16 protein-coding genes and 1 tRNA gene are annotated in these 20,948 nt (G+C 63.7%); 15 read left to right on the top strand and 2 right to left on the bottom strand.

Annotated elements, in window-relative coordinates:
• The first annotated feature begins 9 nt into the window (after positions 1 to 9).
• The 12 genes from glgC (at position 10) to HTY61_RS14525 (ending at position 16,930) form a co-directional block, all read left to right on the top strand.
• The gene (gene glgC, locus HTY61_RS14580; RefSeq protein WP_175277481.1) at positions 10 to 1,266 is read left to right on the top strand and encodes a glucose-1-phosphate adenylyltransferase; all 1,257 of its coding nucleotides are present in this window, start codon (positions 10 to 12) and stop codon (positions 1,264 to 1,266) included.
• Positions 1,263 to 2,696 (top strand): glycogen synthase GlgA, encoded by a 1,434-nt coding sequence (gene glgA / locus HTY61_RS14575; RefSeq protein WP_175277480.1) that lies wholly within the window; start codon positions 1,263 to 1,265, stop codon positions 2,694 to 2,696. The genes glgC and glgA overlap by 4 nt, the downstream gene beginning before the upstream one ends.
• Positions 2,693 to 4,783, top strand: a complete 2,091-nt coding sequence (glgX, locus tag HTY61_RS14570) for a glycogen debranching protein GlgX (protein WP_175277479.1) — start codon at positions 2,693 to 2,695, stop codon at positions 4,781 to 4,783. The genes glgA and glgX overlap by 4 nt, the downstream gene beginning before the upstream one ends.
• A complete protein-coding gene (gene malQ / locus HTY61_RS14565; RefSeq protein ID WP_175277478.1) occupies positions 4,780 to 6,696 on the top strand; it encodes a 4-alpha-glucanotransferase in 1,917 nt (638 codons plus the stop codon). Before glgX ends, malQ begins: the two co-directional genes overlap by 4 nt.
• Positions 6,697 to 6,705: 9 nt before the next feature.
• Positions 6,706 to 8,337, top strand: coding sequence for an alpha-D-glucose phosphate-specific phosphoglucomutase (locus tag HTY61_RS14560; protein ID WP_175277477.1), 1,632 nt, complete (start codon positions 6,706 to 6,708; stop codon positions 8,335 to 8,337).
• 220 nt (positions 8,338 to 8,557) lie between these two features.
• Positions 8,558 to 9,508: an HlyD family secretion protein gene (locus HTY61_RS14555; protein WP_175278573.1), complete on the top strand. Its 951-nt coding sequence runs from the start codon at positions 8,558 to 8,560 to the stop codon at positions 9,506 to 9,508.
• A complete protein-coding gene (locus HTY61_RS14550; protein WP_246272814.1) occupies positions 9,508 to 10,422 on the top strand; it encodes an ABC transporter ATP-binding protein in 915 nt (304 codons plus the stop codon). Before HTY61_RS14555 ends, HTY61_RS14550 begins: the two co-directional genes overlap by 1 nt.
• On the top strand, positions 10,419 to 11,555 hold the full coding sequence (locus HTY61_RS14545) for an ABC transporter permease (protein ID WP_175277476.1): 1,137 nt from the start codon (positions 10,419 to 10,421) through the stop codon (positions 11,553 to 11,555). The genes HTY61_RS14550 and HTY61_RS14545 overlap by 4 nt, the downstream gene beginning before the upstream one ends.
• 336 nt (positions 11,556 to 11,891) lie before the next feature.
• On the top strand, positions 11,892 to 12,920 hold the full coding sequence (locus tag HTY61_RS14540; protein WP_175277475.1) for a BMP family lipoprotein: 1,029 nt from the start codon (positions 11,892 to 11,894) through the stop codon (positions 12,918 to 12,920).
• 84 nt (positions 12,921 to 13,004) lie between these two features.
• Positions 13,005 to 14,516: an ABC transporter ATP-binding protein gene (locus tag HTY61_RS14535; protein ID WP_175277474.1), complete on the top strand. Its 1,512-nt coding sequence runs from the start codon at positions 13,005 to 13,007 to the stop codon at positions 14,514 to 14,516.
• The gene (locus tag HTY61_RS14530) at positions 14,513 to 15,652 is read left to right on the top strand and encodes an ABC transporter permease (RefSeq protein WP_175277473.1); all 1,140 of its coding nucleotides are present in this window, start codon (positions 14,513 to 14,515) and stop codon (positions 15,650 to 15,652) included. The genes HTY61_RS14535 and HTY61_RS14530 overlap by 4 nt, the downstream gene beginning before the upstream one ends.
• A gap of 6 nt (positions 15,653 to 15,658) precedes the next feature.
• A complete protein-coding gene (locus HTY61_RS14525; RefSeq protein ID WP_175277472.1) occupies positions 15,659 to 16,930 on the top strand; it encodes an ABC transporter permease in 1,272 nt (423 codons plus the stop codon).
• Positions 16,931 to 16,989: 59 nt separating this feature from the next.
• On the opposite strand, the gene HTY61_RS14520 is transcribed toward HTY61_RS14525, so the two are convergent.
• A tRNA-Leu gene (locus HTY61_RS14520) sits at positions 16,990 to 17,074 on the bottom strand.
• 169 nt (positions 17,075 to 17,243) lie between these two features.
• Between HTY61_RS14520 and HTY61_RS14515 the strand changes: the two genes are divergently transcribed.
• Entirely contained in the window at positions 17,244 to 18,131 is an 888-nt protein-coding gene (locus HTY61_RS14515; protein WP_175277471.1) for a ribokinase, read from the top strand.
• Here HTY61_RS14515 and HTY61_RS14510 read toward each other — a convergent pair.
• Complete coding sequence (locus tag HTY61_RS14510) at positions 18,128 to 19,069, bottom strand: nucleoside hydrolase (RefSeq protein WP_175277470.1); 942 nt, start codon at positions 19,067 to 19,069, stop codon at positions 18,128 to 18,130. The genes HTY61_RS14515 and HTY61_RS14510 overlap by 4 nt on opposite strands.
• A gap of 116 nt (positions 19,070 to 19,185) precedes the next feature.
• On the opposite strand from HTY61_RS14510, the gene HTY61_RS14505 reads away from it, so the two are divergent.
• Both HTY61_RS14505 and HTY61_RS14500 read left to right on the top strand, forming a co-directional pair.
• On the top strand, positions 19,186 to 19,605 hold the full coding sequence (locus tag HTY61_RS14505) for an Hsp20 family protein (protein ID WP_175277469.1): 420 nt from the start codon (positions 19,186 to 19,188) through the stop codon (positions 19,603 to 19,605).
• 109 nt (positions 19,606 to 19,714) lie between these two features.
• Positions 19,715 to 20,938: an ABC transporter substrate-binding protein gene (locus HTY61_RS14500; RefSeq protein WP_428978292.1), complete on the top strand. Its 1,224-nt coding sequence runs from the start codon at positions 19,715 to 19,717 to the stop codon at positions 20,936 to 20,938.
• The last annotated feature ends 10 nt before the right edge of the window (positions 20,939 to 20,948 follow it).

The raw sequence follows: 20,948 nt of genomic DNA, 5'->3' as shown, positions 1-20,948 counted from the left end.
GGCGCGATCATGGTGATGACCCGGCTAACAAACAGGAGCATGGCATTCGTGTTGGCAGGCGGCCGGGGCAGTCGCCTGAAGGAGCTGACCGACAAGCGGGCCAAGCCGGCCGTCTTTTTCGGCGGCAAGGCGCGCATTATCGATTTCGCGCTTTCCAATGCCCTCAATTCCGGCATCCGCAAGATGGCGATCGCGACGCAGTACAAGGCCCACTCGCTGATCCGCCACTGCCAGCGCGGCTGGAACTTCTTCCGTCCCGAGCGCAACGAGTACCTGGATATATTGCCGGCTTCACAACGCGTGGAAGAGAACAAGTGGTATCTGGGGACGGCAGACGCCGTGACCCAGAACATCGATATCGTTGACAGCTACGATGTTGACTACGTTCTGGTTCTCGCCGGCGATCATGTCTACAAGATGGACTACGAGATCATGTTGCGTCAGCACGTGGAAACCGGCGCCGATGTCACGATCGGTTGCCTGACCGTGCCGCGCGAGGAGGCGAGCGCTTTCGGGGTCATGGCGGTCGACAGGACCGACCGGATCACCGATTTCCTGGAAAAGCCGGCCGATCCGCCGGGCACGCCCGAGGACGCGACGGTCGCGCTTGCCTCAATGGGCATCTATGTCTTCGCCTGGCCGTTCCTGCGTGAACTTCTGCTTGCCGACAGTGCCGACCGGCATTCGCGGCACGATTTCGGCGGCGACCTCATTCCGCAGATCGTCAGGAACGGCAAGGCGGTGGCGCACCGCTTCTCGCGCAGCTGCGTGCGCGTCTCGCCCGATGCCCCCGCCTACTGGCGCGATGTCGGTACCATTGACGCATTCTGGAAGGCCAATATCGACTTGACCGACTTTTCGCCGGAACTGGATCTCTGGGATCGCCACTGGCCGATCTGGACCTACTCGGAAATCATGCCGCCGGCGAAATTCGTGCACGACGAGGAAACGCGCAGGGGAACCGCCATCTCGAGTCTTGTCTCCGGCGGTTGCATCCTCTCGGGAACGGAGGTGCGCAATTCGTTGCTGTTTACTGGCGTGCATTCGAATTCCTACTCCGTGCTCGATCATGCTGTCGTCCTGCCCCATGTCGAGATCGCGCGTTCGGCGCGGCTGAAAAACGTGGTCATCGACCGCGGTGTCGTCATTCCCGAGGGGCTGGTCGTTGGCGAGGATCCGGCGGAGGACGCGAAATGGTTTCGCGTCACCGACAACGGGATCGTCCTGATTACCCAGGAGATGCTCGACAGGAGAGCGGCCGGATGAGGCATGTTCTCTCGGTCGCCTCCGAATGCGTGCCGCTGGTCAAGACCGGCGGTCTTGCCGACGTGGTCGGTGCGCTGCCGGCAGCCCTGGCTCCGCAGGGGTGGCGGCTGCGGACGCTGCTGCCGGGTTATCCCGCAGTGATGAGGAAGCTCGGCAGGAAGGCAAGGACGGTGCGCGAGGAAAGCGATCTGATGGGCGGTCCGGCGCGCCTGCTGTCAGCGCGGGCGGCAGGGCTCGAATTGCTCGTGCTCGATGCACCGCACCTGTACGAGCGTGAGGGCGCGATCTATCTCGGCCCGGACGGCAGGGACTGGCCGGACAATCCCGAACGCTTTGCCGCGTTGAGCTGGATGGCCGCGACCATCGCGGCCGAGGGGGCGGATTCGTGGAGGCCGGAAGTACTGCACCTGCATGACTGGCAGGCCGCGTTCGCCCCGGTCTTTCTGCGCGACATGGGCGCGGCCGGATCGGTCGGCTCCCTGCTGACCGTCCACAACATCGCCTTTCACGGCATTGCGCCGGCGTCGCGCCTGGCGGAGCTGCGCCTGCCCGCATGGGGGTTCCATGCGGGAGGGTTTGAATATTACGGCAAGATCAACGCTCTCAAGGCCGGCCTGGTCTATGCGGACCGGCTGTCGACGGTCAGTCCAACCTACGCGCGCGAACTGATGAGGCCGGAATTCGGAATGGGACTGGAGGGCGTCCTGCGCAGCCGGGGGGCGGATCTCGTCGGTATCCTGAACGGGATCGACGAGACAGCATGGGATCCGCAGACCGATCCGCAGATTTCCAACTTCGCCTCGCCCAAGCGCAAGCGGCCCAATCGCAAGGCACTTCTTGCGGAATTCGGCCTTGCCGACACCGGCGGTCCACTGGCCGTCGTGATATCCCGCCTGACGCACCAGAAGGGGCTCGATGTGTTGCTCGAGGCGCTGCCGGCCTTCATCGCCCGAGGCGGCCAGCTTGCGCTGCTCGGCTCTGGCGACAGCGAGCTGGAAACGGCCTGGTTGCTGGCAGAGGAAGCAATGCCGCAGGTCGCGGTCCGCATCGGGTATGACGAGAGCCTGTCGCATCGCATGATGGCCGGCGGTGACGCCGTCATCGTGCCGTCCCGTTTCGAACCTTGCGGCCTGACCCAGCTCTACGGCCTGCGATATGGCGCGATCCCTGTCGTCTCGCTGACCGGCGGCCTTGCGGACACGGTCATCCCCGCCAACGATGCGGCGCTGACGGCCGGTGTCGCCACGGGTCTCCAGTTCCACCCCGTCGAGCGGGATGCCCTTGCCGGTGCGCTGGCGCAGCTGTGCGACCTCTATGCCGACCGTCGGACCTGGAACCGGATGCAGCGCCGCGCCATGGCGCATCCCGTCGGCTGGGCAGCGTCCGCGCCGCGCTATGCCGCACTGTACGAGAGCATCGCGCCGGCATGAGCGGCGAACTCGCCATGCTGCCGGGCAAGTCGGCCCCCGTCGGGGCGACCTTCGACGGCAACGGCGTGAATTTCGCCGTCTTCTCGGAACACGCGACGCGCATGACGCTGTGCCTGTTTTCCGACGACGGTGCGAGGGAGACTGCGCGGATAGACCTGCCCGAGCGCGACGGCGACGTCTGGCATGGCTACATCCCCGGGCTGCTTCCCGGCCAGGTCTACGGCTACCGCGCTCATGGCCCGTACCGCCCCGACAGGGGCCATCGCTTCAATCCCCACAAGCTGCTGATCGACCCCTATGCCAAGCAACTGACCGGGCATCCCGTCTGGTCGGACGCGCTGCTCGGCTACGATCCGGCCTCGAAGCGGGACGACCTCAGTTTCGATACCCGTGACAGCGCGCCCTTCATGCCGAAATGCGTCGTGGTCGACCCGTCCTTCGCCTGGGGCGACGACGCGCCGCCGGACATCCCGGTCGCCGAATCCGTCATCTACGAGGCGCATGTGAAGGGGCTGACGATGCGGCATCCGGCGGCGTCTCCGCCCGGCACCTTTCTCGCAATGGCGTCGCAGCCAGTGCTCGATCATCTCGTCGATCTCGGCGTTACCGCGGTGGAACTGCTGCCGTCTCAGGCCTTTCTCGACGATCGGTTCCTGGTCGAGAAGGGCCTGGTCAACTACTGGGGCTATCAGACGATCGGCTTTTTCGCGCCCGAGCCGCGCTACCTGCACAAGGCGTCCATTGCCGAGTTTCAGGTCATGGTGAGGCGGTTTCACTCGGCCGGCATCGAGGTGCTGATGGACGTGGTCTACAACCACACCTGCGAGGGGAACGAACTCGGGCCGACCCTGTGCTTCCGCGGCCTCGACAATCGTGCCTATTACCGCCTGGCGGACGATCCCCGCCACTATGTCAACGATACCGGCACCGGGAACACCCTCAACCTCGACCATCCGATGGTGTTGCGCATGGTGATGGATTCCCTGCGCTACTGGGTCGAGGTGATGCATGTAGACGGCTTCCGTTTCGATCTGTGCTCCACGCTCGGGCGCACGCCGTCCGGCTTCGACCGCGGCGCGTCCTTCTTCGACGCGGTGCGCCAGGATCCGGTTCTGGCAAAGGTCAAGCTTATCGCCGAGCCTTGGGACATCGGCCCCGGCGGCTACCAGCTCGGCGCCTTTCCGCCGCCCTTCCTGGAGTGGAACGACCGGTTCCGCGACGGCGTGCGGCGGTTCTGGCGCAAGGACCCGGGCCGTGCGCCAGACCTTGCCGACCGTCTGACCGGTTCGGCGCTGCAGTTCGACCATTCCGGTCGTCCGGCGACCTCGTCGGTCAATTTCGTTTCCGCCCACGATGGTTTCACCCTGGCCGATGTCGTGTCCTGGTCCCGCAAGCACAACGAGGCCAATGGCGAGGACAACCGCGACGGCCATGACGAGGATTTCTCCGACAACATGGGCGCCGAGGGCGGGACGGACGATATCGCCATCCTGTCGGCGCGTGCCCGCCGCCGTCGCAACATGATGGCGACGTTGCTGCTTGCCCAGGGCACACCGATGATCCTCGCCGGCGACGAGATTGGCCATTCCCAGCGCGGCAACAACAACGCCTATTGCCAGGACAACGAGATCAGCTGGATCGACTGGGAGAATGCCGACAAGGCCTTCCTTGCCTTCACCCGCCGCATGATCGCCTTCCGGAAGGCGCGTCCGATCCTGCGCCAGAAGCTGTTCCTTCATTCCCGCGAGCGGGCCATCGACGGCAAGGAGGACCTGTTCTGGTGGCGCGCCGACGGCAACCCGATGACGACCGCCGACTGGGAAGACCCTGACCTGCGTCTGGTCTGCGTGGAGCTGCGCACCGCCTCGGGAACGCCGTATTACGATGCGCAGGAAAGCGCGATTTTCGCCGTGTTCAACGCGGGCGACGCCGTCGACGTCGTGGTACCCGGCTCGCCGCCCGGCGGGGCCTGGAGCCTGCATGTCGACACGTCCCGCCCGGATATGGAACCCCGCGCCGTCCACGGGCACACCGTTTCCGTGTCCGCCGACTCGGTCGTCGTCATGGTGCTGGAGAAGGCGCGATGACAGGGGCGCTGGAACGGCTCGCCGCCGAGGCCGGGCTCGTCTGGCGCTACAATGACGGTTCAGGGCTCCGGCGCGAGGCACCGCCGGAAAGCCTGCGTGCCGTGCTGTCCGCCCTCGGCCATGACGCCGGAAGCGATGCGGCTGCACGGGAGAGCCTGCGCTGCCTTCGCGAGGAACGGGCGCGCCGCCGGGTGCCCGAATGGTTCGTTCTCTCGCCCGGCCGTGCGGCGCGGTTGCCGCTTTCCGGGGGCGGTGCGGCCGAATGGCGGCTATGCTGCGAGGATGGCGAAATCCGCGAGGGCCGGTGTGTCGATGTCGTCGCGCTGGATCCGCTTCCGTCCGGCCGTCATCGCCTGCAGGTCGGCAATGACATGGCGATGCTGCTGGTCGCGCCCGAACGGCTTGCAGAGGTGCCGCGCGGCTGGGGCGTCACGGCGCCGCTCTACGGCCTGAAGCCGGAGTTTGGCGGCGGGATCGGCAGCTATCGCGATCTCGCCCGCGCAGCAACGGAGCTTGGCGCGCTCGGCGCGGATTTCCTTGGTATCAATCCCGTACATGCCGGGTTCCCGGAAGACCCGCTGAACTTCAGCCCCTATGCGCCGTCCAGCCGGCGACACCTGAATGTCGGTCACATTGCCGTCGAGGGCGACGGCGCCCGCGCGGAGCACGAGTTGATCGACTACCCGGCGGCACTGGCCGCCAGGCAGGCCGCGCTGCAGGCTGCATGGAAGCGTTTCCGCGCGGACGGCGGCGATGCGGCTTTCGAGACATGGCGTGCCGAACGCGGCGCGGAGCTTGCGCGGTTTGCCGTCCATCAGGCCCTGTCGGAGGTCCATGGCGCCTACTGGACGGACTGGCCGGTGGACTTGCGCGATCCGGCGAGTTCCGCCGTGTTGGAATTCGCGCGATCGAGCGAGGATCGTGTTGCATTCCACGCCTGGCTCCAGTGGTGTGCCGAGCGCGCGCTGGATGCCGCGCAGCAGGCCGGTCTGGATGCGGGCATGCGCCACGGGCTCTATCTCGACCTTGCGGTCGGCACCCATCCGGCCGGTGCCGAAACCTGGGCCGATCCCGCATTGTTCGCGCGCGGCGTGTCGCTCGGCTCGCCGCCCGATGCCTTCTCGGGTGAGGGGCAGGTCTGGGGCGTGGCGCCGCTGTCGCCGCCCGCGCTTGCCGAAACGGGCTTCGAGGTGCTTGCCGAGACGCTGCGCGAACAGTTCCGCTTCTGCGGATTGCTGCGCATCGATCACATCCTGGGCTTCGAGCGTGCCTACTGGTGTCCGGAAGGCTTGCCCGGGCTCTACGTGACCATGCCGAAGGAAGCCATGCTGGCGGCTGCCCGCATCGAGGCGGCGCGGGCCGGCGCCACGATCGTCGGTGAGGATCTGGGCAACATTCCTGACGGTCTGCGTTCCGATCTCCACGCGTCGGGTATCCTGGGCTGCCGGGTCGCGATGTTCGAGCGTGACTGGCAGGGCGGCGGAGGCTTTGCGCCGGCCTCGTCCTGGGATGCCCAGACACTCGCTTCCTTTGCCTCGCACGATCTGCCGACCTGGCGCGGCTGGCGAAAGGGGCTGGACATCGACTGGCGCGAGAAGCTCGGTCATCTCGATGCGGAATCGGCCGCCGGCGAGCGCGGGCAGCGCGCCGCCGATGTCGCGGCCTTCGATTCCCTCGTCGGTCAGGCTTGCGATTCACCGGATGCGATGCACACGTTTCTGGCCGGTGCCGCCTCGCGACTCGTTGCGTTGCAGGCGGAGGATATTCTCGGAATTGAAGAACAGGCCAACTTGCCCGGCACGGTGTTTGAACATCCGAACTGGCGCCGCCGATTGACGGTTCCTGCATCGGATTTCGCCGAGGACGCGCGGTTCCGACGAACCGCGGAGATCATGGCAAGGACCGGACGATAGGAGAGAAGAATGCAGCGTATAACGGTTGAAACCACACCGATCGAGGGCCAGAAGCCCGGCACCTCGGGATTGCGCAAGAAAACCCGCGTCTTCATGGGCGCGCACTATCTGGAAAACTTCGTCCAGGCGATCTGGACGGGCATTGGCGGCGTCGAAGGAAAGACGCTCGTCCTTGGCGGGGACGGTCGCTATTTCAACGACCGCGCCGCCCAGGTGATCCTCCGCATGGCGGCCGCGGCAGGCGTGCGCAAGGTGATAGTTGGCCGCGACGCGCTGTTGTCGACGCCGGCCGCTTCCAACCTGATTCGCCTGCGCGGCAGTGATGGCGGCATTATCCTGTCGGCCAGCCACAATCCCGGCGGTCCGGACGAGGATTTCGGCGTGAAGTTCAACATGCCCAATGGCGGCCCCGCCCCGGAAGACGTGACCGCGCGGATATTCGAGGCAACGAAGCGGGTGAAATCCTACGATATTATCGAGACGCAGGACATCGACTTGTCGAAGCCCGGCACCGAGCGCCTCGGCGCAATGGAGATCGAGATTGTCGATCCGGTGTCCGACTATGCCGCGCTGATGGAAAGCCTGTTCGATTTTGACGCGATTCGCGATCTGCTTGGCTCGGGGTTCCGTATCCGCTTCGATGCCATGCACGCGGTCACCGGTCCCTATGCCCGGGTTATCCTGGAGGACAAGCTTGGCGCACCGCCCGGCAGCGTCGTCCACGCCGAACCGCTTCCCGATTTCGGCGGCGGCCATCCCGACCCGAATCCGATCTGGGCGAAGGAATTGATGGATGTCATGTTTGGCGCCGACGCGCCGGATTTCGGCGCCGCGTCCGACGGTGATGGCGATCGCAACATGATCGTCGGCTGGGGCATCTATGTCACGCCTTCCGACAGCCTTGCCGTGCTGGCCGCCAATGCCCATCTCGCGCCGGGTTATGCCTCGGGGTTGAAGGGCGTCGCCCGTTCGATGCCGACCAGCCGCGCGCTCGATCGCGTCGCGGATAAGCTGGGTCTCGACTGCTACGAAACGCCGACCGGCTGGAAGTTTTTCGGCAATCTGCTCGATGACGGCCGCGTGACGCTGTGCGGCGAGGAAAGCGCGGGTACCGGGTCAGATCACGTGCGCGAGAAGGACGGCCTCTGGGCAGTGCTGCTGTGGCTGAACATCCTGGCGGCAAAGCGGCAGTCCGTTGCCGAAATCATGACCGCGCACTGGAACGAGTTCGGCCGGAATTACTATTCGCGCCATGACTACGAGGGCGTCGAGCCGGAGAAGGCCAATGCGCTGGTCGACGAGCTCCGTGACGGTCTGGCAACCCTGCCGGGCAAGAAATTCTCCGGCCTTGTCGTCGAGACGGCGGACGAGTTCGCCTATGACGATCCGGTCGACGGTTCGCGATCGGAGCGGCAGGGAATCCGCATTGGCTTTTCCGGCGGCGCCCGCATCGTTTTCCGTCTTTCCGGTACCGGTACGGTCGGTGCGACATTGCGCGTCTATCTCGAAAACGTGGAGACCGATCCGGCCAGGCTGCATCGTGCGCAGCAGGAGGCGCTGGCGCCTGTCATCGCCGCCGCCGACGCGATTGCCGGTATTGCGCGCCATACCGGGCGCACCGAACCCGACGTGATGACCTGACCGCCGGCCCGCCGGCCGGGCGCGGTCGGACATCTCGCCGATGCCTTTGTCCCGGCGCCGGTCGGCCCTGTATCCGGGGCGACGAGGGGCCGGCCCGCCTGTTTGGGTTGGATTTTAATGACCCACGGTACATTAAGGTCTGGCGTACGGGGTCGGGAATGGGTTAGATTGGACCGCACACCAATTCTCATTCCCTTTCGAGTCGGGTGATTCGGCCATGTTGGAATTCATTTGTGCCCTGCCTGTTCTGGCCGGTCTTTTCGGGCCTTGCGATGCGGCGCCGGCCCTCGCTGTCGGCTATGTCGAGGGCGACTATGTGCGGATCGCGCCCATCGAAACGGCACAGATAGAAACGGTGGAAGTGGAGCGTGGGGACCCGGTCGAGGTTGGGCAGGTGCTGGCGCGGCTCGAGAGCCGCGACGCACAGATCGCTGTGGCCCAGGCGAAAGCCGCCCTGGCCGAGGCCGAGAGTCACGTGTCGGATCTCAGGCTTGGCAAGCGGCCGGAGGAAATCGCGGCAATCCGGGCATCACTCAATTCCGCGCGGGCCCAGGCATCCGAGGCAAGGCGAGTCCTCGCCCGCCAGAAGGATCTGCTCGAACAGGGGATTACCTCCCAGGCGAACTATGACACTGCCGAGACCAGCCTCGAGCTGGCCAACGCCCGCGTGGCCGAGTTCGAGGCCAATCTGACGGTTGCGCAGCTGCCGGCGCGCGCCGATACGATTGCCGCGGCTGAGGCCGCTGTCGCCCAGGCCAGGTCGGCGCTGGAAACCGCGGAGTGGCGTCTCTCCAAGCGTACGGTCGCGTCGCCGGTAGCCGGCCGCGTTTTCGATGTGATCCGCAGTGCTGGCGAGATCGCCGGTCCGCAGGCACCGATCCTCACGATACTCCCTGACGGTGCGACCAAGCTGCGCCTTTATGTTCCCGAGCCGGAGCTGGCACGCATCGCTGTCGGCACGAAGCTGACGGTTCGTTGTGACGGCTGCGGTCCGGATGCGGGCGCGACGGTCTACTACATAGCCGACGAGCCGGAGTTTACGCCGCCGGTCATCTACTCGCTCGAGAGTCGTCAGAAGCTCGTCTATCTTGTCGAGGCGCTGCCCGACGCCTCGGCGCGGTCGCTCAAGCCGGGCCAGATTGTTGACGTGCTGGTCGCGGAGGGCAAGTAGTGGCCGTTATCGACGTTCGCGACCTGGTCAAGCGGTTCTCCGGACGCGCGGTGGTCGACCACGTTTCGATGAAGGTTGCCGAGGGCGAGATCGCGGGCTTTTTGGGGCCGAACGGTTCCGGCAAGACGACGACCATCCGCCTCATGTGCGGCCTCCTGACGCCCGACGAGGGCGAGGGCACGGTTCTCGGCTACGACGTTCGGCGCGAGACCCGAAGGATTCGGCTCCAGGTCGGCTACATGACGCAGCGCTTTTCCTTTTACGAGGATCTGTCGATCGAGGAAAACTTGAATTTCGTGGCGCGGCTCTACGAACTCGACCCCGTCCGCGATCGCGTGCGCGACACGCTGGAGGATCTCGGCCTGACCGCGCGCCGACGGCAGTTGGCCGGTCAGTTGTCGGGAGGCTGGAAGCAACGCCTGGCGCTTGCCGCCTGCGTCATGCACAAGCCCAAGCTGCTGATGCTCGACGAGCCGACCGCCGGCGTCGATCCCAAGGCGCGGCGCGAGTTCTGGGACGAGATCCACGAACGCGCGGCTGGCGGCATGACGGTCCTTGTGTCGACCCACTACATGGACGAGGCCGAGCGTTGCCATCGCATCAATTACATTTCCCGCGGCAGGGTGCTGGCGAGTGGCACGGTCGATGAGGTGGTCGAGAACGCAGGCCTGACAACCTTCGTCATAGAGGGGCCGAACCTGGCCGAAGTAATGCAGCGTCTTTCTGGCGCGCCGGGCGTCGATCAGGTCGCGCCCTTCGGGACGACCCTGCACGTGGTGGGCCGCGATCCGGACTTGCTGCGTCGCTCGGTCGAAGAGATTGCCGGCGACGGCGTGACCGTGCGGTTGGGCGACACCAGCCTGGAGGATGTATTCATCCAGCTGATGGACGCACCGCAGGAGGCACGGCAATGATCCTCGGCTTCTCCCTTCGCCGGCTCCGCGCGTTGCTCGACAAGGAATCGATCCAGATGCGAAGGGACCGTGTCACCTTCGCGATGATGATCGGCATCCCGCTCATGCTGTTGGTGATGTTCGGATACGCGATCAACAACGATCCCAAGCATCTGCCGACGGCGCTGGTGACGACCAGCCAGGATCATTACACCCGCGCCATGGTAACGGCGCTGGAGATGACCGGTTACTACCATTTCAGCCACATCGTCGATTCCGCGGAAGAGGCGGAGCGACTGTTCCGGCAGGGCGAGGTTTCCTTCGTGGTCACCATTCCGTCCGACTTCGCCCGCCGTGTGCAGAGGAACGACCATCCGCAGATCCTGATCGAGGCGGATGCGACCGATCCTTCCGTTGCCTCTGGCGCCATTTCGACACTCGGGACCGTGGCGGCGCAGGCATTGCTGCGCGAGCAGCCGGTGGCCGCGGAGGCGGCCGCCGCGCTGGAGGGCCAGCTCCAGGTGGTCGTGCACAAGCGCTACAACCCGGAAGGCATAACCCAGTACAACATCGTGCCCGGTCTGCTGGGCGTCATCCTGCAGATGACCATGGTGATGATGACCTCGATGGGGCTTACCCGCGAGTTGGAGCGCGGCACGATGGAAAACCTTCTGTCGCTTCCGGCGACGCCTTTCGAGATCATGCTCGGCAAGATCCTGCCCTATCTCGTTGTCGGTGCCGTGCAGGTCGTCGTGATCCTCGTCGCCGCACGGGTTCTCTTCTCCGTGCCGTTTGTCGGCGATCTGGGCCTGCTGCTGGCCGGTGTGCTCGTTTACGTCCTTGCGTTGGTCCTGCTGGGTTACACCATATCCACACTGGCGCGTACCCAGATGCAGGCGATGCAGCTCGCCTTCTTCTTCTTCCTGCCTTCCATTCTTCTCTCGGGCTTCATTTTCCCCTTCCGCGGCATGCCGGTTTGGGCACAGTGGGTGGGCGAGGCTCTTCCGTTGACCCACTTCCTGCGCCTCGTGCGTGCCATCATGCTCAAGGGCGCCGAACTGGACATCGTGGCCCGGCATTTCGGTGCGCTTGCATTGTTCGTCCTGGGCTATTCGGGGCTTGCCCTTGTTCGGTTCCGTCGCACGCTCGACTGACGGCCCGCATTGTCCGCGTTCGGGCATCGCGGCACCCGGGGCGTTGGCGCATCAGGAGAAATTTGCCACGGAAATCATGGGGCTGCAGCGAACGGTATTGACGCAAGGCGCATTGTTGCCGTGCATTCGGGCTTGTCGAAAAAGCACTGCCAATCCGCGCCGGGATGTGCATAGATGTTGCAAGGCGTTGACCTTGTCCATCGTTTCAGGCGTGGATTGGCAGCGTTCGAAATTGTCTTATCGGAAGATGTCGGGGCTTGTGGTGGCAGTGAAACCACCCTCAAATGACCGGATGTTTTGCGGTATCGAGTAAGTGTCATCTCAAGGGAGAATGTAATGGCGAAAATCAGCAGGATCATCGGCGGTGCGTTTGTCTCCACGTCGCTTCTGCTTGGCTCCGTATCGATGGCGTCGGCGTTTACCGCCTGCCAGGTGACGGACACCGGCGGCATTGACGACGCTGGCTTCAACCAGACCGCGTGGAAAGGCGTCCAGGATGCCATGGCGGAAAAGGGGATCGAGGGACGCTTCCTGGAGAGCCAGGCGGAGACCGACTACGAGGCGAACCTGAACTCGCTGCTCGGTGGCCAGTGCGATATCATCATCACGGTCGGCTTTCTGATGGGTGATGCGACCAAGGCTGCGGCAGAAGCCAATCCGGACCAGAAGTTTTCGATCGTCGACTTCGCCTATGATCCGGCGATTCCGAATGTTGCCGGCCAAGTTTTTGCCACCGAGCAGGCGGCTTTTCTCGCCGGCTATCTCGCCGCGGGAATGTCGCAGACCGGTGTGATCGGAACGTTCGGCGGCATCAATATTCCGCCGGTGACCGTGTTCATGGACGGTTTCGTTCACGGCGCGAATTACTACAACGAGAAAAAGGGTACTTCGGTTACGGTTCTCGGCTGGGATCCGGAAGCCAAGGAAGGCCTGTTCACCAACAACTTCGAAAGCCTGGATGACGGCCGCGCATTCGCCCAGAATCTCTATGACGAGGGCGCGGACATCGTCATGCCGGTCGCCGGCCCGGTCGGTCTCGGTTCCGCCGCTCTCGCCGATGAACTCGGCACCGACAAGCTCAAGATCATCGGCGTCGACGCCGACCAGTACATGACGGACACCGAGAAGCAGCACGTCTATCTGACCTCGGTTCTCAAGCGCATGGACGCAACGGTTCAGGCCGTGATCGATTCCGTGATGGATGGCACGTTCGAAGGCGGTGTCGTGGTCGGCACGCTTGCAAATGACGGCGTGGGCCTTGCCCCGTTCCACGATTTCGAGGACGACGTTCCCGCCGAGTTGAAGGCGGAAATCGAGGAAATCAGGGCCGGCATTATTGACGGCTCGATCAAGTTCGGTAACTGAGACCGGTTGCTTCTGCCCGCCGCTGCGCCCCCGTGGCGGCGGGCTTCTATCTGCCTGATTTGCCGGAGTGGGGAGTGCGACGCCGTGGATGTTGAGCTTCGGGGGATAACCAAACGGTTCGGGCCGGTAACGGCCAATGATGGCGTGAACCTGACGATACGCGCGGGCGAGGTCCTGGGCTTGCTGGGCGAGAACGGCGCCGGCAAATCGACCATGATGAACATCCTGTCCGGGCTTTACTCGCCCGATGAGGGGCAGATCCTGATCGACGGCAAGCCCGTCGAGTTCCATGGCCCGGGCGACGGGATTGCCGCAGGCATAGGCATGGTTCACCAGCATTTCATGCTCGTACCCGTCTTCACCGTTGCCGAGAATGTGGTTCTGGGTGTGGAGCCGACCGGGCGACTGGATTTCCTGGACCTCGGGACAGCGCGGGAACAGGTGCGCGAGATCAACGAGAAATACGGCCTCAAGGTCGATCCCGACGCGCTGATCGAGAACTTGCCCGTCGGCATCCAGCAGCGTGTCGAGATCATCAAGGTTCTGTTCCGCTCGGCGGAGGTCCTGATTCTCGACGAGCCGACAGCCGTTCTCACGCCTCAGGAGGTCGAGGACTTCTTCGAGATCGTCAAGTCGCTGCGCGATTCCGGCAAGGCGATCGTCTTCATCACGCACAAGCTGCACGAGATTCTGGAAATTGCCGACCGCATCAATGTGTTGCGTGCCGGCAGGATCGTCGGCGAGGGCGATCCGAAAGCGATGACCGAAGAGGAACTGGCCGAGATGATGGTCGGTCGACCGGTCTCGTTCGACGTTGAAAAGGGGCCGTTCAAGCCGGGCGAAACGCTTCTGGATGTCCGGGATCTGCTCGTGTTGCGCGAGAATGACGAAGTCGCTGTCGATCATGTCAACTTCCATGTCCGGTCCGGAGAGGTGGTGGGCATCGCCGGTGTTCAGGGAAACGGACAGACGGCGCTGATAGAGGCCCTGACCGGTCTCCAGAATGCTGCCGGCGGACATATAGATTTTTTGGGCAGGGACATAACGCACGCGTCGGTGCGCGACCGCCATCGCATGGGCATGGCGCATATTCCGGAAGATCGGCTCAAATCCGGCATGATCGCCAATTTTACGATTTACGAGAACATGGTGCTCAACACCTACTATGACGACCGCTTTTCCAGGGGGCCGAATATAGACTGGCAGGAAGTGCTCAGGACGGCGGCGCAATATGCGGTCGATTTCGACGTGCGCACACCGTCGGTCTACCTGAAGGCGGGCAATCTTTCCGGAGGCAACCAGCAAAAGATGGTGGTTGCCCGTGAGCTCGAACGGGAAACCAAGCTGGTGATAGCCTCCCAGCCGACGCGAGGCCTCGATGTCGGTTCGATCGAATACATCCACAAGCGCCTGATGGAGGCTCGCGACGAAGGCGACGGTGTCCTCATCGTCTCCTCGGAACTCGACGAGATCATGTCCCTCTCGGATCGCATCCTCGTCATGTTCGAGGGGCGCATAGTGGCCGAGTTCGATGCTTCGGCCGGACCGGTAGACAAGAATGCCGTGGGCCTTGCCATGGCGGGAGCGCATGCATGACCGACACGAATTCGCAACAGACCCTCGCTGAAAAACTGCTGCAGCGCGCGGCGCCCGGTCGCGCGGAATTCGAGGATCTGGTCGTCGTGCCGATCTTCGCCGTTGTTGTCGCGCTGATCGTCGGCGCGCTCGTCATGCTTGCGACTGCCGTCGATATCGAGACGATCGGCCGGTCCTATGTCGCCCTCCTCGAGGGCTCCGTCGGTTCGCTGAACGCAATCTCGGAAACCTTCACCGCGGCCGCGCCGCTCATCCTCGCGGGTCTTGGGCTGGCACTCGGTTTTCGCGCCGGACTGTTCAACATCGGTGCCGAAGGCCAGATCGTGGTCGGTGGCATTGCCGCTGTCATGGTCGGTTTCTCCTTCGAGGGACTGCCCTGGATAATCCACATGCCGCTGACGCTGCTGGCCGGTGCGCTGGCCGGCGCAGCCTATGCGTCGATTGCGGGGTACCTGCGGGCGGCGACGGGTGCTCACGAGGTCATTTCGACCATCATGCTGAACCTCATTTCCTATCGCTTGCTGGATTACACGCTTCGTCTCGACTGGGTGCAGCGGCCGGGTCGGTCGGATCCTGTGTCCAGATCCGTGCTCGACAGCGCCGAGCTTCCGCGACTCTTCGGATGGCTGGATCCGAACCTCCGTGTCCATGCCGGCATCATTCTTGTCGTGATCGCGGTTTTTGTCGTGCACTGGCTGCTTTTCCGGACAAAGACCGGCTTCGAGTTCCGTGCTTCCGGCGAGAATCCCGATGCGGCCCGCTATGCCGGCATGCGTGCTTCCCTCATCATCGTTGCCGCGATGGCCACGGCGGGAGCATTGGCCGGTCTCGCCGGTGCCAACCAGGTCATGGGTGTGCTGGGGCGAGCGACGCCGGGGTTCTCGGCGGGTATCGGCTTCGACGCAATTTCCGTCGCGCTGCTCGGTCGCTCTCATCCGATTGGTGTCTTGTTTGCCGGGCTGCTGTTCGGAGCGCTGGAAGCCGGCGGCCGCCAGATGCAGGTTGATGCGGGCGTTTCCATTGACCTGATCGGGATCATTCAGGCTCTCATTATCGTGTTCATAGCCGCACCGCTGCTCGTGCGGGCGATCTTCCCGTGGGGCTTTCAGAAGCCCTCGGCGGGACGCAAGGAGTAACCGTCCATGACCGCAGCATCCTCGACGGATATCGCACCGAATAAGAAGCTGGACGTTCACAAGGTCCGCCAGGCCAGAATCTACGGTTTTGTCCTGCTGGCGCTAGCCATACTCGTCGCGGGCGTTTTCGGCCTGGATTCTTCCGGAGATGCGAATTTCCGCCTGTCGCGCCCGACAGATCCATGGGCCTTGCCCAATCTCGTCATTCCTGCCGCGCCCTTCAACTACATCGCTGCCGCGATCCTCGCCTTCCTGGGAGTGCGTCAGTTCCTTCGCGGCGGCGCCCGTTGGTCGATGATCTCCATTGGCATCGGCTTTGCCATCGTCGTCGCGGCGTTCCTTGTGTGGGCGACAGCGGGGAAATCGTTCTCGCTGACCGGCATGTTGCAGGCGACGATGGTGCGGGCGGTGCCGATCGCTCTCGGCGGCGTTGCCGGCGTGCTGTCGGAACGTGTCGCCGTGGTCAACATCGCCATCGAGGGCATGTTGTTGGCCGGCGCATTCACCGGGGCGCTGATGGGATCGCTGGTTGGCGGTTGGGGCGGACTTGCCTTCGCCGTTGCCATCGGCGGCCTGTTCGGCTTCATCCTTGCCGCGCTCGTGGTCACCTACCGGATGGACCAGATCATCGCCGGCGTTGTCATCAATCTCTTCGTCCTCGGTGTCACGTCCTACGTTTCCAGTCAGGTTTTCTCCGAGTACCGATTCCTGAACAATGCACCGGTTTTCCGCTCCTGGAAGATACCTGTGCTCGGTGACATACCCGTGATCGGGCCGATGCTGTTCAACCAGAACCTTTTCGTCTACGGCGCGCTGGTTCTGGTCGCCGTGGCGACCTACTACCTGTTCTATACCCGGTACGGCCTGCGTGCCCGTGCCGTCGGCGAGCATCCGCGTGCTGCCGATACGCTTGGCATCAATGTCTACCGCACCCGTTACATCAACGTGACGCTGGCGGGCATGGTGGCCGGCTTCGGCGGCGCCTGGTTCACGCTGGGCACCGTTGGTCGTTTCGACGAGAACATGACCGGCGGTCGTGGCTATATCGGGCTGGCGGCGATGATCTTCGGTCGCTGGCATCCGGTCGGGGCGCTCATGGCGGCGCTCGTATTCGGTTTTGCCGATTCGCTGCAGCAGAAGCTGGCGCTGTTGCGGACGCCCATTCCGTCGGAATTTCTCGCCATGGCGCCCTATCTGGCGACGATCGTCGTCGTTGCGGGTTTCGTGGGGCGCTCCCGTCCGCCTGCAGCAGACGGCAAGCCCTACGTCAAGGAATAGAAGCATCGCGCGGCCGGACCCGGCTGCGCGCTTGCATTTGCTCGTCTCGGGGAAAGAAATGGTGCCCAGAAGAGGACTCGAACCTCCACGCCTTGCGGCACAGGTACCTGAAACCTGCGCGTCTACCAATTCCGCCATCTGGGCACGGGCTTGGCTAGGCCGCATCGTTTAAAAGGACATGCGCGCCGAGTCAACGCCATTGCGGGCTTCAATGTGGGAATTGTCGCGGAAATTTGAAGACCTTGCCGGCGAGGGATTTCGATTGGTGACTTCGCCGGTGTAACCGGCCGGGAAATGTCCGGGGGAGGCTGCTTTGATCATCGTTGTTGGATCGATCAACCTTGACCTGGTTGGCCGCGTTGAGCGACTGCCCGCGCCCGGCGAAACGGTGCGCGGTTCGTCATTTGCCACGTCACCGGGCGGGAAGGGCGCGAATCAGGCGCTTGCCGCGCGAAGGGCCGGGGCTCCGGTTGCGATGATTGGTGCTGTCGGCGACGATACGCAGTCCCGCGAGGCGCTGGCGCTGTTGGAAAGGGACGGTGTCGACCTGTCCGGTGTTGCGCGAGTCGAAGGAACTTCCACTGGGGTCGCTCTGATACTCGTGGATGACGGGCGTGGCGAGAATGCCATTGCAGTTATCGCCGGTGCCAATGGGTGCGTCGAATCCGAAAAGGTGACGGCTCACCCCATCGGCGAGGACGACGCGTTGCTGCTGCAGATGGAGATCCCGGCTGCGGCCAATCATGCCGCTCTCGACCATGCCCGCAAGGCCGGCGCGCTATCGCTCTTCAACGCGGCTCCCTTTGACGAAGACGCGGTCGGGCTTGCGCGCAAGGCCGATGTCACGATTGTCAACGAGACCGAGTTCGACCTGCTTGCCGCGGCCCTTGGTCTGGAAGGCGCCGATCGCGCCGCCCGGATGGCGGCTTTTCCGAGCGCGACCGGGCGATCGCTGGTCGTCACGCTTGGCGCGGAGGGAGCCGTGGCGGTAACGCGGAATCGCCGTTTCGATGTTGCCGCGCCTGAGATCGACCCGGTGGACACGGTCGGCGCGGGCGACACGTTCTGCGGATATCTCGCGGCTGCATTTGCCGAGGGGCTGGACTGGCCGTTGGCGCTGGACCTTGCGGTGCGCGCGGGCGCGGCGGCATGCCTGAAAACCGGCGCCCAGCCCGCGATTCCCTTTCGCGAAAGCGTCTAGAGCGTTGCGATTCGTTCCGTCAGCAGGCAGAAGAAACCGTCGGCATCGAGGTCGCGGATGACATGGGCATTTCTTGACCGGTTCGTCACGCCCCACCAGTCGACGACGGTCATGCCCATGGTCAGTTCCGAGCCGGTCTCGATTTCGACATTGCAGTCGCGGCCCGAGAACAGGTCCGGGCGCAGCAACCAAGCAATGACGCAAGGATCATGTAGCGGGCCGCCATCGGTGCCGTACTTGTCTTCGTCGTATCGTTCGAAGAAATCGATCAGTTCGGCGGCCGCGGTCGTTACCCTGGTTCCGTGAGACCGCATGGCGGCGACCCGATCGCGCGTGGTCAGCGCCTTGTGGGTGCAATCGAGCGGGATCATGGTGATCGGTATGCCCGACGTGAAAACCGTCTTGGCGGCATGCGGATCGACAAAGATATTGAATTCCGCGGCCGGCGTGGTGTTTCCGCCCTCGAAGAAGCCGCCACCCATCATCACGATCCGGCCAATCTTCGGCGCGATGTCGGGCGCGCGGATGAGCGCCAGGGCGATATTGGTCAGCGGCCCGAGCGTGCACAGCGTGATCTCGCCGGCAGGCCTCTCGCGCAACGTCTCGATGATGAAATCGACCCCGTCCTTTTCCTGCAGGGGCATGGTGGGTTCGGGAAGGTCCGGCCCGTCGAGTCCGGTCTTGCCGTGCACATATTCGGCGGTCACCAGTTTCCGGACAAGCGGCCTGGAAGCTCCGGCGAACACCCTCGTTTCGGGCTTGCCCGCGAGCTCGCAGATCTTCCGCACGTTCTTCTCGGTCAGTTCCAGGGGCACGTTGCCGGCAACCGCAGTGATACCCAGTACGTCCAGTTCCGGGCTGGCCAGTGCCAGAAGGATGGCGATCGCGTCGTCCTGGCCGGGGTCGGTGTCGATGATGATCGGGCGCGTCCTTGTCATGAAGTTCCTGCTATGCGGTTGCTTGCAATCGACTTTTTCGCAGACCATATCAGGAGCGTCGGTGAATGCCATAACGGGTTTGCCGCATATGTCGCTTTTCAGGAAAGGACATGGCCATGTCGCGGATTCCTCCGTTTTCCAGCCCGCTTCTCCTTGGATTCGAGACCATAGAGAAATCGCTGGAACGCATTGCCAAGAATTCCGACGGCTATCCGCCTTACAATATCGAGCGGCTGGTGAAGGACGGCACGGAAATCCTGCGCATCACCCTCGCAGTTGCCGGTTTTTCCATAGATGATCTGGAGATATCCACCGAGGACTCCCAGTTGGTCATCAGGGGGCGCCAGATTGAGGAGGAGCCGCGCGAGTACCTCCATCGCGGCATCGCGGCCCGCCAGTTCCAGAAGGCGTTCGTTCTGGCCGACGGGATACGCGTCCTCGGTGCGGAGCTCCGAAACGGCCTTCTTTCGATCGATCTCGACCGGCCGCAGCCCGAAAAGCAGATCCGGAAGATCGAGATCAAGGCGCGCGATTGAACGCCATCCTCACTCGAATGTGACAAGGTGTGTAGGTGTGCTGCGATTGACGCGGCGCTCGCCCCATCTATGGTCTCCGACCACGAGAATCCGAAAGCCGAGGGCCATTCTGATGAAGACGCTGTTCACGGCGTTTGCCGCGCTGATCCTGTCCGCCAGCCTGGCATCCGCCGACGAGATCGATCCGGGCAACTGGGACTCAGTCGTCAGGAAGGCGAGCGGTCAGACCGTCTACTGGAATGCCTGGGGCGGCTCCGAAAGCATCAACGACTACATAGGCTGGGTCGGCGAGGAACTGCGCGAGCAGTTTGGCGTCAAGCTTGTGCATGTGAAGCTTGACGACACCGCCAACGCGGTTGCGGCCGTCTTGACCGAGAAAGCGGCCGGAAAGCACGACAATGGTGCAATAGACCTGATCTGGATCAATGGCGAGAACTTCGCCTCGATGAAACGGCAGGGCCTGCTGTACGGGCCGGGATGGGTACAGAAACTGCCGAACTGGCGGTATGTCGATGTCGAGAACAGGCCGACGATCACCACCGATTTCACCATTCCCACGGACGGGATGGAATCCCCGTGGGGCATGGCAAAGCTTGTGTTCTTCTACGACAGCGCCCGCACCGAGGCGGCCGATCTTCCTGATTCGGCTGACGAGTTGCTGCAGTGGGCGAAACGCAATCCCGGCCGCTTTTCCTATCCGCAGCCGCCGGACTTCATCGGATCGTCATTCCTGAAACAGGTCCTTTCGGAAAGGATCGACGATCCGTCCCGATTGCTCGAGCCTGTCGACGCGAAGGAGTTCCCGGCGCTGGCAAAGCCGCTGTTCGACTATCTGGACGAGTTGCATCCCCATCTCTGGCGCTCTGCCCGGGCGTTCCCGAGGGACTATCCGTCCATGAGCCAGCTGCTGGCCGATGGCGAGCTGGAGATCACCTTTGCCTTCAATCCGGCCGAGGCATCGAGCGCCATAGCAAACGACCTTCTTCCCGATACCATCCGTTCCTTCACCTTCTCCGGCGGAACGCTTTCCAACACCCATTTCGTCGCGATTCCCTACAATGCGGCGGCCAAGGCAGGCGCGCTGGTGACCGCCAACTTTCTTCTTTCGCCCGAGGCCCAGGCCCGGAAGCAGGACCCGGATGTCTGGGGAGATCCGACCGTGCTGGCGATGGAGAAGCTGCCTGATGAGGATCGCGCCCGTTTCGAGGCGCTCGATCTCGGTGTTGCCACGCTGTCGCCGCAGGAACTTGGGCCGGCGCTGCCGGAGCCGCATCCTTCATGGATGGCGATGATCGAGAAGGAGTGGGCCGCGCGCTACGGCGTGGCGAACTGACGTCGGGATC

This window comes from Oricola thermophila (assembly GCF_013358405.1).
Classification (GTDB): domain Bacteria; phylum Pseudomonadota; class Alphaproteobacteria; order Rhizobiales; family Rhizobiaceae; genus Oricola; species Oricola thermophila.
The sequence above is the reverse complement of the archived record's forward strand: the minus strand, read 5'-3'. Positions and strand labels throughout refer to the sequence as shown.